The following is a 13,374-nucleotide window of genomic DNA, read 5'->3' on the forward strand; positions in this document are numbered from 1 at the left end:
TTTCAATATGGAAAACGAATTTAGAAATCCAACAAAATTTAACGAATGAGGAGAAAGAATTAATTATGAATTTATCACCAGCTTATTTGAAATGGCGTGAAGATGTTAGGCAAGAAGGACGAATAGAAGGACGAATAGAAGGTCGTCAAGAAGGACGACAAGAAGGACAAAAAGTTGTACTGGAAAGCTTGTTGAAAACTAGGTTTGGCGACCTTGACCAAAAGCTATTAGAAGTTGTGGAAACTTTATTAAATTTATCTACTGATAAATATGCTCAAATACTAATTCAATTACTTAATCTATCACGGGAGGAACTTTTAGATTTAATCAAAAATAAATCCTCAAAATAGGAAAAAATTGAGTCTGAATTAATATTATCCTTCTTTATTTAAGAAGAAGAGTTTTCTTTATATGCAAGCATTCAACTATTAGTTGAATGCTTACCTTTATATTTGCCTACTGATAACTGAAATGACACTATCATCTATTATTAAACTACTAGGGCGATCGCCTCTCACAACTGAACTCTTAAACCAACTCCAAAAACACGAATGTTTACAACTAAACGGCGCTCCCCGTTTACCTAAAGGTTTAGTCGCATCTACCCTCGCCCAACAACAAGAGCAAAATTTACTCATTGTCACTGCAACATTAGAAGAAGCAGGACGTTGGGCTGCACAGTTAGAAGCTATGGGATGGCCGACAGTTCACTTTTACCCGACTTCAGAAGCATCCCCTTATGAACCTTCCTACTCAGAAGAAATGATCTGGGGACAAATGCAGGTTTTGGCAGACTTAGTTACTCTAGAAAATGCAACCAACAACGGTAATAATAAAGCCAAAATAGCAGTCGTGGCAACAGAGCGATCGCTCCAACCCCACCTACCTACAGTCAAAAAATTTCAACCCTACTGCTTAACCCTCTACTCTGGTATTACCATTAACTCCAAAACCTTCGATGAAAAACTTGCTCAGATGGGATACGAACGAGTACCCTTAGTCGAAACCGAGGGGCAGTGGAGTCGCCGGGGGGATATTATAGATGTATTTCCCGTCGCCTCAGAATTACCAGTACGTCTAGAATTTTTTGGCGACGAACTGGAAAAAATTAGAGAATTTGACCCTTCTACTCAACGTTCCCTTGACAAAATTTCCCAAATAGTGTTAACACCTAGAGATTTTAGTCAGTGGGGATTAGGAAATTTAGAGTCTGGCACTGACTCAATATTTGCTTCCCTGTTAGACTACCTGCCAGAAAATACTCTCATTGCCATCGACGAACCAGAACAATGTGTTGCTCATGGCGATCGCTGGTTTGAACTGGTAGAAGAAAATTGGCAACAACTCAACACTGCCACAAAATCACCAAAAATTCATCGTACCTTTGCCGACTCCCTCGCAGAAGTCGAATTTTTTCCCAGACTATATTTATCAGAACTCGTCAAAGAAACCAAGAGCGGTATTACCGCCTCGGTTCCCTACACTCTCAACCTTGCCAGTCGTCCTTTACCAGTGATGCCACACCAATACGCAAAACTGGCAGAAAACTTGCGTCAAGAAAGGGAACGCAAACATTCCATTTTCCTCATTTCTGCTCAACCATCGCGTTCCGTCTCTCTCCTTCAGGAACACGACTGTCCGGCTCAGTTTATTCCCAACTCCCGCGACTACCCTGCTATTGACAGACTGCAAACCCAATATACTCCTGTTGCTCTCAAATATAGCGGTTTAGCAGAATTAGAAGGATTTATTTTGCCTACATTCCGGTTAACTGTCATCACTGACAGAGAATTTTACGGACAACACACTCTCGCTACTCCCACCTATATTCGCAAACGCCGTCAAGCTGCTTCCAAACAAGTAGAACCCAATAAACTGCGACCAGGAGATTATGTAGTTCATCGCCAACATGGTATCGGCAAGTTCGTGAAATTAGAAAGTTTGACTATAAACAACGAAACTCGCGACTATTTAGCAATCCAATATGCTGATGGTTTGCTTAGAGTTGCTGCCGATCAACTTGGTTCGTTGTCGAGGTTGAGAAGTACGGATAAGAAAAAACCGCAACTCAACAAACTGACTGGCAAAACTTGGGAAACTACGAAAAATAAAGTCCGCAAGTCAATCAAAAAATTAGCCGTTGATTTACTAAAACTCTATGCTCAACGTTCTAAACAAACAGGTTACAGTTTTCCTCCCGATACCCCGTGGCAAGAAGAAATGGAAGATTCGTTTCCCTATCAACCGACCCCCGATCAGTTGAAAGCAACCCAAGATGTGAAAAGGGATATGGAAAGTGAGCGAGCAATGGATCGTTTGGTTTGCGGTGACGTTGGTTTCGGTAAAACTGAAGTTGCCATTCGAGCAATTTTTAAAGCTGTTACTGCCGAAAAACAGGTAGCATTTTTGGCACCGACAACAGTTTTAACTCAACAACATTATCACACTTTGAAAGAACGTTTTGCTCCGTATCCCATAGAAATAGGTTTACTCAACCGCTTTCGTACTGGTAGCGAAAAGAAAGAACTTCAACGCAGGTTGGCAACTGGGGAATTAGATATTATTGTCGGTACTCACTCAATTTTAAGTAAAACGATCCAGTTTCGGGAGTTGGGGTTGTTGGTGGTAGATGAGGAACAACGGTTTGGGGTTAACCAGAAGGAAAAAATTAAGGCGCTGAAAGCTCAAGTGGATGTGCTAACATTGACGGCAACACCAATTCCGCGAACATTATATATGGCGCTTTCGGGGATTCGGGAAATGAGTTTGATTACAACTCCACCTCCTTTGCGTCGTCCGATTCAAACTCACCTTGCACCTTACGATCTGGAAACTGCTCGCACTGCTATCAGACAAGAATTAGACCGTGGAGGTCAGATATTTTATGTGGTGCCACGCATTGAAGGTATTGAAGAATTAGCTGGAAAATTACGAGAAATGATTCCTGGAGCTAGAATTAATATCGGTCACGGACAAATGGATGCGGCAGAGTTGGAGTCAATTATGCTAACGTTTAGTGCTGGGGAAGCTGATATTTTAGTTTGTACTACAATTATTGAATCTGGTTTGGATATTCCTCGTGTTAACACGATAATTATAGAAGATGCTCAAAAGTTTGGTTTGTCTCAGTTGTATCAGTTGCGAGGAAGGGTAGGACGTGCGGGAGTGCAAGCTCATGCGTGGTTGTTTTATCCGACTACTGCTTCCGGTAATGCAGCGCTGACAGATGAGGCGCAAAAACGGTTGCGAGCAATTCAGGAGTTTACTCAGTTGGGTTCGGGGTATCAGTTGGCAATGCGAGATTTGGAGATTCGGGGAGCGGGAGATATTTTGGGAGCGGAACAGTCTGGACAGGTTAATACTATTGGATTTGATTTGTATACAGAAATGTTGGAGGAGGCGATTCGGGAAATTAAAGGTCAAGAAATCCCTCAAGTTGATGATACGCAAATTGATTTGAGTTTGACTGCGTTTATTCCGGCAGATTATATTCCAGATTTAGATCAAAAAATGGGTGCTTATCGCGCCGTTGCTACTGCTAATAGTCGGGAAGAATTGAATCAAATAGAGGTTGATTGGAGCGATCGCTATGGTGCTATTCCAAAAGTTGGTTTACAGTTATTAAGGATGATGGAATTAAAACAAATTGCCAAAAAAATGGGCTTTTCTCGGATTAAAGTAGAGGGCAAACAACACGTTGTTTTAGAAACACCAATGGAGGAACCTGCATGGAATTTATTGAAGGAGAAATTACCTGGTCATTTAAAGTCTCGTTTTGTGTTTAGTAAGGGTAGAGTTACGGTTAGAGGTTTAGGTGTTTTAAGTGCAGATAAACAGTTGGAAAGTTTGATAGATTGGTTGGGTAAAATGGAAGGAGCTTTAGTAATGGATAATTAGTAACTTTAGTTTAGCAGACACGGATTTGGCCACGGATACACGGATTGATGCACAGATTATTAATTATTAATTATTAATGATGGATAATTAGTAAATTTAGTTTAGTAGTGAACTATTTCAGTATCCCATAACCCCATTTTCTAATGTACCATTTAAAATGAAACAGTCTATTACTGAATTATTTATTATCAATTATTAATTATCCATTAGATTATGCCATTTAGTAATTACAAAAATATTGATACAGTTGCCCAAGAATTTCAAATTCAATATGTTTATGCAAATTTTGTCAATGAAATTAAATTTTCCGTAAATCAGAATTTTATAGAGGAGTTAGATTTTACAATTTCTAATTTATCTGTATATACTTCAGAATATGCTATTTGTGAAAGTTTAATTTTTCCAATCTTAAAAGAAGTCTGGAAACTTTATTATGACAAATTAATGCTTTGGAGTCATAGGACTTTAACTTATGATGAAAAACTATCAGGACAACCAGATTATATTGTCGCTCAACTCAGTCCTTTAGGTAGAATGATTTTTGGTAAACCCTATTTTTTATTAGTTGAAGCAAAGCTAGATAATTTTAACGAAGGATGGGGTCAATGTTTGGCTGAGTTATTAGCAGTACAGAAAATTAATAATGATTTAGAACAAACAATTTTTGGTATTGTTTCTAACGGTAAATTTTGGGAATTTGGAAAATTGAAAGGAGATATTTTTACCAGAAATATTGCCAGCTATAATATTGAAGATTTAGAGAAATTATTTGCTGTGGTAAATTATGTATTTCAGCAATGTTTATTGCAGTTAGATAATAGTTAAAAAAATTATAATATTTAGTATTTTATGGTGAGCGATCGCTATAATTTAAGCATTAACTGGGAAACAGTGCGCAAATAGCAATAAAAATATAGCATTTCCCAAGAAGGGTGAGGTACAGATATTAATAATTAAGTTTGATTAGTGCGAGCATCTTGCTCGCGCAGGTGTACCTCACGCTTAGTGAAATCTGCTATAAATAAAATAATTATTTACTTAACTTATACCACATTTTTAACCAGATAATTGAAGCACAATAACATTAATAATTAGAGATAGTTTTTATTATCAATTATCAATTATCCATTAAATTAATTATGCCATTTAGTAATTATAAAAGTATTGCAGCAGTTGCCAAAGACTTTGAAATTAAGTATATTTTATCAGATTTTATCAACGAACTTGAATTTGCTGTACCTCAGAATTTTCGAGCAGAACTAGAATTATTATTCACAGATGGTGTTGTTGATAATTCAGAAGGTGCTATTTGTGAAAATCTGATTTATCCAGTTTTAAAAGAAGTCTGGAAAATGTATAGAAAAAAATTAACTCTTTGGAGTCATCAGACATTAACTTACGATGAAAATCTATCTGGTCAACCAGATTATATAGTGGCAAAACGTCATCCTTTAACTACAGTTATTTTTGACAAACCATATTTTTTAGTAGTCGAAGCAAAGCAAGATCAATTTAATGAAGGATGGGGTCAATGTTTAGCTGAATTAGTCGCAGTACAGAAAATTAACCATGATTTAGAACAAATAATTTTTGGGATTGTTTCTAACGGTCAAACTTGGCAGTTTGGGAAATTAAAAGGAGATATTTTTACAAGAAATATTATCAGTTATAATATTGGAGATTTAGATAGATTATTTGCTGTCGTAAATTATGTATTTCAAGAATGTTTATTGCAGTTAGATAAGAGTGAATAAAATCTCGAAAATCTAGTTTTTATAGCGAGGGATTAATTATTAATTATTCATTATCATAGGTCAATGCTATTTAAGTTATCAGTTCAATAGACATCCTTCGTAACGCACCGAAAATTAACATTGTACATGGTGCGTTACATTTCATTAACGCATCCTACAAAAGTCTTTAACTTTTAACTCCAACAATTGGATAATCGGTTATAATAAATGTTCTTAACTTACTGGTAAAAATGTAAAAATATTAGACTCTCTTCAAACATTATCTGGAGAGAATATTTTACCAGGATTTATACTTAGATATGACAATAATTTTGTAGTTAACTCTGAGGAATAAATAACCAAAATGACAAATTTGACTATCGAGCTTAACTCAGTAATTGACATGACAGAAGAACAATTTTTTCAACTCTGTCAAAAAAACCCGGATTTAAGATTTGAAAGAAATGCTAAAGGAGATTTAATTATTATGTCGCCGACGGGAGGAGAAACTGGAAGTTATAACGCTGGATTAACTTCTAAAATTTGGATTTGGAATGACCAAAGAAAGCTAGGTATAGTTTTCGACTCATCCACAGGTTTTCAACTCCCTAATGGTGCCAATCTTTCTCCTGATGCTTCCTGGATATCTATAGAAAAATGGAATAATTTAACTCCCGAAAAAAGAACTAAATTCTTACCTCTTTGCCCTGATTTTTTAATAGAATTAATGTCACCTTCCGATAGCTTACCTAAAACTAGAGAAAAAATGAAAGAATACCTGGAAAATGGAATGCATTTGGGTTGGTTAATTAATCCTAAAAATCAGCAAGTAGAAATTTATCGTGCTGGTAAAGATGTGGAAATATTAGACTCTCCGGAAATATTATCTGGTGAAGATGTTTTGCCTGGATTTATATTAGATATGACAACAATTTGGTAGTTAAAGAGGAGTAAACTGTAGGGACGTTCCATGAAACGTCCTTTAACCAGACTTCCAGAAAGCAAGATAGCAATGGTTTAAATTGTAGTCTACCAAAATGATCGTGTTTTCCTTGCTTGACGCTTGGTTTTCCTTTCTGTCAGTTTAACTCGAACTGCTTCATATCCTGGACGGGGAGGACTGGCAGCAATTTTTGCCAAGCGATCGCGATTCTGTTCTTCCCAATAGGCTCGAATTTCTGCTGCCATCCTCAAAACTTCCTGATACTCTGCTTCAACTTCTACTTGATGGTTTTTTATATAAGAAAGAACACCATGGAGTTCCTCTTCAGTAAGATCGAAAGCATCGCGAATGTACTTGGGTGGATACTCAGCTTTGAGATAATCCATAATGTCATAGAGAGTAATCCGAGTACCTGAAATCGTTAGACCTCTTTCAGTACGGATAATAATTGCTTCTTTGTGAGATTGGTTTATCATATTTTTTGTTGGCGTGAAAAATTTCAGCAGTCTTGTTTCCATTGTAGTTTATATTTTGTTACAAGGAAACTGGCACTATATAGAGAATGTTAAAAGGTAAAATTATTTATATAAAAAAGTATATATAGAGTAAATCTCCACAAAATATAACTATATGTAGAGTTAAAGCTGTAAATTTTCTACTTTTTTGTTGATAAATTGCATACTATTGCCTGTAGAAAATAATTTGTGAATGCAATAGTATGCAGTCATGAAAAAATCTATTAATCAAGCTTTTGGCAGAGTGCTTGCTGCATACAGACAACTGGAAGGTTTATCCCAGGAAGATTTTGAAGGTGCTGCTCATCGTACTTATGTTAGTGACTTAGAAAGGGGGTTAAAAAGTCCTACGTTAGAAGTGGTTTCAAAACTTGCTGAACGCCTAAATATTCATCCAACTGAGCTTATTTCTCAAACTTTTGCTTTGTTAGAAACAGATAAGATGCGATCGCCTCAATCTGTAATTAAGTACATCCTTAATAATTCTACTAATACAGACTTTACTTACACTAATAAAGGAGAAAAATTCACGTCTAAAGAAGTATAAAAAGCAGCAATATTGACAAACACAACGGTAATTACTTTGGCAATAATATTTAAACAAGTTGTTGGTATTAGTTTGTTTGAAGTAATAGATAAAAAGCAAACTGGAGCATTCATCGGAGCAATTTTTGTCTCAAATTTTGCCAATATTTCCTCACATTTAGTACTTAACCCATCTCAAACTGGTTATCCAGATTTAATCCCAAAAGAATATCTAAATAACTCATCCGCAATTAATTGGGATCAATTTCCTCATGGAGGAGTAGAAGTTAAAACATCTTGTGGAAGCTTGAAAACAGGAGTAACCAGTAATTTACCAGTAGGTAATTCTAGAATATCTTTTCTAACAGGTTTAGATTGGAAAGGACATCATCAATATATTAATAATTTACTAGCTTTATTCTGGGATTATTTTGAGGGAATACCAACAATTATGTCGGCTTTTTATTCTAATAAACTTGTACCAAATGACTTTTCAAATACAATTCCCAAAGCAGGAGGAGGAAGAACAACAAGTGTTTGTGTTACTAAAAAAACTGCTAGAGATAAATTGATGAATAATTGGGTTTTATTCTCTGATTTACCAGATTATATTCAGTTCTTTAAAAAGTTAGGAATTAACTACTAAAAATTACTTAAAGAAAATAGTTCAAGCTGCAAAGGATTTTCTTTTGGGGTTGTATTAATATTTTTTTTCAGTAATATTAATTAAGTGTTGACCGAGCAAATACATAAATTTGGGTGGGATACTTTCACCGATTGATTCTCTGATTAAACTATCTGATGCTTGCTTAATTTTTTTGTTTTTCCAAATCAAAGGACCCCATTTATAATTAAAATCTGAAATAGTATGTAATTTACAAGCTTCAGCTAAAGAAAGTACGCGATTTTGTGTGGGATGAATATTACGATCTGAGCAAGGAAAACTTAAGTTTTTTGTTAGTGTAGGAGCTGGAATATCCCAGCTCATTCTTTTGTAAGCACTGGTAAAACCTCGCATGATTCTCAATTTTCCATCTTTAGTTTTAGTAAATGGTCGTGGTAATAAATCGCCACATTTAATGCAGTATAAAGGAGTATTATTATTGGCTCGATTAATACCTGAAGAATCACGAGAAGCTTTATGTGTGGGATTATTTTTAAATCCACATTTTGGATTAATACATTGATTATTAAATGCTGAATTTCCTTCAGGAGTGTGACTAATCCATTGATATTTTTCAGGAGTTAATATAGGTACATAGTGAAGTGGTAAATTAGGATGTTTTGCGGTTTCTGAATTTTTGCCATCTAAAATAGGAAAGTCACCTATCGTATCCTTAACTGTAATCCATTTAGGAAGTGAATTTTTTCCTAGTTGATGATGAGTTTCTGGAGGAATTAAAGAACCACCAGACTGTAAATATTTTTTAGCAATTGGTAGTTTGGAATAAACTGTAATTAATCTTTTTCTACATTGTGGAATACCATAATCAGCAAATTCAACAACTTTTGATTCACCGATATATTCCGAACCTAAATATTCAGAAATTAAGTCTAAAATAGGTCTTAATTTTCCATTTTCATCTTCTATAACTGTATTAGACATTCGTGAAACATTTTCAAAAATAATCCATTTTGGTTTTAATGCTACCGCGATACGAAGAGCAGGTAATATAAGTCTATTTCGTGGGTCTAATTTTGGGCGGAGACCTTTTCTAACATTTAATAAAAGAGTTCCTAGTCCATTTTGTGACATTCCTTGACAAGGTGGTGTTGCAATTATAGCAAATAGTTCTTGATTGCCAATTATTTTGTGAACTGTATTCATAATTTCTTCTTCTTTATTTAAAATATCTTCATTTATTACGGTAGAATTAGGAAAGTTAGTTTTGATTAAATTAGCTCGTTCTGTAATAAGTTCATTATGTAATAAGAATTGAACGCCTGCTGTTTCAAATGCTTTATCGCCAATGCCCGAACCTGCAAATAAACTGACTGCTAATTTAGTTTCAAAAGAAGAAGGAAACATAGGATAAGATTGAGTAAAATTGAGTAAAGAAAATAGTAGAAATTTAATTATACATTATTGGTGAGCGATCGCTCTACCAGCATTAAAAAAATCTACAAATTTTATATTTTTCAAGACTACTAAACTATTCTTACATCTGTGGGTATTTATCAAAAAGGTTATTTGGTAGAATACTCTTACTCAAAGTCAATATATCCATGAAGCTATTATGGCAAAGCCAAATAAAGGACCTCAGTTTGTCAAATATTTTGCACCTGTAATTTCAGCATTAAAAGAATTAGGAAATTCAGGTACTCCCTCAGAAGTTAAAGATTTAATTGCTATAAATTTACAAATATCTGATAATATTCTTGATGAACAATTACCCAGTGGAACATCATCTAGATTTGATAATCAAGTTGCATGGGCAAGATTTTATTTAGTTAAAGCTGGATATATTGATTCATCAAAAAGAGGGATTTGGAAATTAACAGAAGCTGGAATTAATTCAGAAATTACATCTAAAAAAGCTCTGGAAATCTTTCAAAAACTTCAACAAGCTTTTCGTCAAGAGAGTATAAATAATCAGATTAATAAAGAGCTAGAAACAGATGAAGATAATGTTGCAGCTCCCGACTCAAACGAAAATAGTTTCAGAAACTATCGCCAAGAACTATTAGAAACTATTAGAAATCTTTCACCTAGTGGCTTTGAACATCTCTGTCAAAGACTATTACGAGAATCTGGGTTTCAACAAGTAGAAATTACAGGTAGAAGTGGAGACGGTGGTATTGATGGCAAAGGAATATTACGGATTAATTTATTAATAAGTATTCCTGTATTATTTCAGTGTAAACGTTATATTGGTTCAGTAGGAGCGCCAGAAATTCGTGATTTTCGTGGGGCAATAATGGGAAGAGCAGATAAAGGTATATTTATTACAACTGGAACATTTACCAGTGAAGCTCGTAGAGAAGCTGTTAGAGATGGAGTTCCGCCCATAGAATTAGTAGATGCTAGTAAATTAATTCTAATGTTTGAACAGTTAGAACTTGGTTTAATACCCAAAACTGTTGATGAGATTGATAAAAGGTTTTTTAAGGAGTTTAGTTAATAATAAATAACATCAAGAAAGGGTTTGGATACCAAACCCCTACAAAGTCGCAATTTATCGACAGATACCGAAAAATAAGCCAAAGATTACTCTTGAATTTTAACCTTTAACTTTTAACTCCCACAAGTCTATATTGCACTTCCAAATAAACTAATAAAGCATTAATATCTGCCGGATTTACTCCCCCTATTCTTGACGCTTGCCCAATAGTTAATGGCTGAACTTTTGACAATTTTTCCCGCGCTTCCATCGACAATGTATCAATAGCAAAATAATCTAAATTAGCAGGCAATTTCCGATTCTCTTGCCGACTAATTTGGTCGATTTGATTTTGTTGTCTTTGCAAATAACCGGAATATTTAATATCAATTTCGGCTCCTTCTTTTTCCACTAATTTTAAATCTAAATTCCCCAAATTATACTTTTCTAAATCTACATAATGGAAACCTGGTCGGCGCAATAAATCTGCTAAACTAATTGAACCTTTAATTCTTGTCTTAGTATCGGCAACAATATTAATAGCTACCTCTTCTAATTCTTTAATTCGAGTTGAATTTAACCGAGTTTTTTCTGCATTAATATTAGCTTGCTTCTTCTCAAATAACTCCCAGCGACGGTCATCTATTAAACCAATTTCTCGACCCAAAGGTGTTAGTCTTTGGTCAGCATTATCAGACCGTAAAATCAAACGATATTCCGAACGACTCGTCAACATTCGATAGGGTTCGCGCAAATCTTTAGTACATAGATCGTCCATCAAAGTACCAATATAACTTTGTTCTCTGGGAAAGATAATCATCTCCTTATTCTTAACAAAATTAACGGCATTTATTCCCGCTACCAAACCTTGAGCTGCTGCCTCCTCATATCCAGTCGTACCATTAATTTGACCAGCACAAAATAACCCCTCAATTTTCTTAGTCATCAACGTCGGATAACATTGAGTCGCTGGCAAAAAATCATATTCCACAGCATAAGCAGGCCGCAACATCACACAACTTTCTAAACCAGGCAAACTGCGCAACATTTGTAATTGCAATTTTTCTGGTAAACCAGTCGAAAACCCCTGAATATAAAGTTCTGGAATATCACGCCCTTCCGGTTCAATAAATATTTGATGACTACTTTTATCAGCAAACCGGACAATTTTATCCTCAATACTCGGACAATAACGGGGACCTTTCGCATCCACCCACCCACCGTAAACAGGAGACAAATGCAAGTTATCGCGAATTAATTTGTGAGTTTCGGGAGTAGTGCGCGTGAGATGACAACACATCTGTTCCCGTTCCACCCAAACTTCCGGATCGAAACTAAACCAACGCACTTTTTCATCCCCCGGTTGCGGTTCCAGATCGGTGTAGTCAATGGAACGTTTATCAACTCTAGCAGGAGTACCCGTTTTCAGGCGTCCGGTCTCAAAACCAAGATTATTCAGAGTTTCAGTCAAACCGATAGCAGGAAATTCTCCGGCGCGACCTGCTGGCATAGATTTATTGCCTACCCAAATAACGCCACCGAGGAAAGTTCCGGTAGTGAGAATGACAGCTTTACATTTGAAGGCAACACCGAAGTAGGTTTCTACTCCAATAATTTCATCGTTGTCTCCCAAAACCAAGTCTGTAACCATACTTTCCCGGACTCGGAGGTTGTCTTGGTTTTCGACAATGTTACGCATAATGTTAGCGTATTCCCGTTTATCAGTTTGAGCGCGTAACGCCCAAACAGCAGGTCCGCGAGAAGAGTTGAGAATCCGTTTTTGCAGATAAGTGCGGTCTGCCATTTTGCCTATTTCTCCACCCAAAGCATCGACTTCGTGGGTAAGTTGAGATTTTGCAGGTCCCCCAACAGCGGGGTTGCATGGTTGCCAGGCAATTTTATCCAGGTTGAGAGTGAGTAGGAGGGTGTGGCAACCGAGGCGTGCGGAAGCAAGAGCAGCTTCGCAACCGGAGTGGCCAGCGCCTACTACGATGATGTCGTATTCGTCTTGGAAATCGAAATTTTTGGTCATTTTAGTTATCAGTTATACTAGGGAACAGGGAACAGGAAACAGGAAACAGGGAACAGAGAAGAGTGCCCGATATAAAAATTAAATGTTCCCAGTGCGATTTTTCGCGAACCGTGCATTTTGCTTGCTTCGTGGTGTACCTCACCAAAGTGGAACCCACTGTAACAGCGATCAGTACCAACTTCAGCAGTTGGAAGCTTAAACAAATGTTTGATAGCAATATTGAAACAGGACTTACGCAAAGGTACTATGTATAGAGTTGAAAAACTATTGTACAATAGTTTTAAGCGCTATATATAGCGTCTATGCGTAATTCCTAAAAATATATTGCCCAAAATCACTTGAGTTATTGTTTAAGTTTATAGTATAACATTTATCATTGGTAATATTTGATTTACAAAAAGGAGAATTATTCAGATAGTGAACCAACTTTTTTATGGTGATAATTTAGAGGTTTTACGCAGACATATTAAAGATGAATCTGTGGATTTATGTTATGTAGATCCGCCGTTTAATTCTAAGCGTAATTATAATCAAATTTATAATAATATTGGTGGGGAAGATAAGGCGCAAACACAAGCTTTTATTGATACTTGGACTTGGGATGATTTTGCTAATCAAGGTTTAGTAG

Annotated in this window: 10 protein-coding genes and 2 pseudogenes; 9 read left to right on the plus strand and 3 right to left on the minus strand. The window is 35.8% G+C overall.

What is annotated here, in order from left to right; translation table 11 throughout:
* From VKJ25_RS16475 to VKJ25_RS16495, 5 genes and pseudogenes are all read left to right on the plus strand, one after another.
* Positions 1-350 (plus strand): annotated as a pseudogene (locus VKJ25_RS16475) (hypothetical protein); the annotation flags it as partial.
* A 121-nt stretch (positions 351-471) separates the two neighbouring features.
* Entirely contained in the window at positions 472-3,897 is a 3,426-nt protein-coding gene (gene mfd / locus VKJ25_RS16480; protein WP_324237726.1) for a transcription-repair coupling factor, read from the plus strand.
* Positions 3,898-4,110: 213 nt separating this feature from the next.
* Entirely contained in the window at positions 4,111-4,722 is a 612-nt protein-coding gene (locus VKJ25_RS16485; RefSeq protein ID WP_324237727.1) for a hypothetical protein, read from the plus strand.
* Positions 4,723-5,036: 314 nt separating this feature from the next.
* Positions 5,037-5,651, plus strand: a complete 615-nt coding sequence (locus VKJ25_RS16490; protein ID WP_324237728.1) for a hypothetical protein — start codon at positions 5,037-5,039, stop codon at positions 5,649-5,651.
* A 343-nt stretch (positions 5,652-5,994) separates the two neighbouring features.
* Positions 5,995-6,570, plus strand: a complete 576-nt coding sequence (locus VKJ25_RS16495; protein WP_324237729.1) for a Uma2 family endonuclease — start codon at positions 5,995-5,997, stop codon at positions 6,568-6,570.
* 89 nt (positions 6,571-6,659) lie between these two features.
* On the opposite strand, the gene VKJ25_RS16500 is transcribed toward VKJ25_RS16495, so the two are convergent.
* Complete coding sequence (locus tag VKJ25_RS16500) at positions 6,660-7,049, minus strand: DUF433 domain-containing protein (protein WP_324237730.1); 390 nt, start codon at positions 7,047-7,049, stop codon at positions 6,660-6,662.
* Positions 7,050-7,299: 250 nt separating this feature from the next.
* Here VKJ25_RS16500 and VKJ25_RS16505 point away from each other — a divergent pair, with 250 nt between their 5' ends.
* The gene (locus VKJ25_RS16505; protein WP_324237731.1) at positions 7,300-7,635 is read left to right on the plus strand and encodes a helix-turn-helix domain-containing protein; all 336 of its coding nucleotides are present in this window, start codon (positions 7,300-7,302) and stop codon (positions 7,633-7,635) included.
* Between the two features lie 12 nt (positions 7,636-7,647).
* Positions 7,648-8,259: a hypothetical protein gene (locus VKJ25_RS16510; RefSeq protein WP_324237732.1), complete on the plus strand. Its 612-nt coding sequence runs from the start codon at positions 7,648-7,650 to the stop codon at positions 8,257-8,259.
* 54 nt (positions 8,260-8,313) lie between these two features.
* Here the strand turns inward: VKJ25_RS16510 and VKJ25_RS16515 are convergent, their stop codons facing one another.
* Entirely contained in the window at positions 8,314-9,642 is a 1,329-nt protein-coding gene (locus VKJ25_RS16515) for a DNA cytosine methyltransferase (RefSeq protein WP_324237733.1), read from the minus strand.
* A gap of 208 nt (positions 9,643-9,850) precedes the next feature.
* Between VKJ25_RS16515 and VKJ25_RS16520 the strand changes: the two genes are divergently transcribed.
* Complete coding sequence (locus VKJ25_RS16520; RefSeq protein WP_324237734.1) at positions 9,851-10,735, plus strand: restriction endonuclease; 885 nt, start codon at positions 9,851-9,853, stop codon at positions 10,733-10,735.
* 106 nt (positions 10,736-10,841) lie between these two features.
* Here the strand turns inward: VKJ25_RS16520 and mnmG are convergent, their stop codons facing one another.
* Entirely contained in the window at positions 10,842-12,746 is a 1,905-nt protein-coding gene (gene mnmG, locus VKJ25_RS16525) for a tRNA uridine-5-carboxymethylaminomethyl(34) synthesis enzyme MnmG (RefSeq protein ID WP_324237735.1), read from the minus strand.
* A gap of 417 nt (positions 12,747-13,163) precedes the next feature.
* Between mnmG and VKJ25_RS16530 the strand changes: the two are divergent.
* A pseudogene (locus VKJ25_RS16530) lies at positions 13,164-13,374 on the plus strand (site-specific DNA-methyltransferase); the annotation flags it as partial.

The sequence above is a fragment of the Okeania sp. genome (assembly GCF_035285525.1).
Taxonomy (GTDB): Bacteria; Cyanobacteriota; Cyanobacteriia; order Cyanobacteriales; family Microcoleaceae; genus Trichodesmium.

Coding starts and splice junctions, on each gene's coding strand:
- mfd (WP_324237726.1), top strand. CDS start 472: ATGACACTATCATCTATTATTAAACTACTAGGGCGATCGCCTCTCACA.
- VKJ25_RS16485 (WP_324237727.1), top strand. CDS start 4,111: ATGCCATTTAGTAATTACAAAAATATTGATACAGTTGCCCAAGAATTT.
- VKJ25_RS16490 (WP_324237728.1), top strand. CDS start 5,037: ATGCCATTTAGTAATTATAAAAGTATTGCAGCAGTTGCCAAAGACTTT.
- VKJ25_RS16495 (WP_324237729.1), top strand. CDS start 5,995: ATGACAAATTTGACTATCGAGCTTAACTCAGTAATTGACATGACAGAA.
- VKJ25_RS16500 (WP_324237730.1), bottom strand. CDS start 7,049: ATGATAAACCAATCTCACAAAGAAGCAATTATTATCCGTACTGAAAGA.
- VKJ25_RS16505 (WP_324237731.1), top strand. CDS start 7,300: ATGAAAAAATCTATTAATCAAGCTTTTGGCAGAGTGCTTGCTGCATAC.
- VKJ25_RS16515 (WP_324237733.1), bottom strand. CDS start 9,642: ATGTTTCCTTCTTCTTTTGAAACTAAATTAGCAGTCAGTTTATTTGCA.
- VKJ25_RS16520 (WP_324237734.1), top strand. CDS start 9,851: ATGGCAAAGCCAAATAAAGGACCTCAGTTTGTCAAATATTTTGCACCT.
- mnmG (WP_324237735.1), bottom strand. CDS start 12,746: ATGACCAAAAATTTCGATTTCCAAGACGAATACGACATCATCGTAGTA.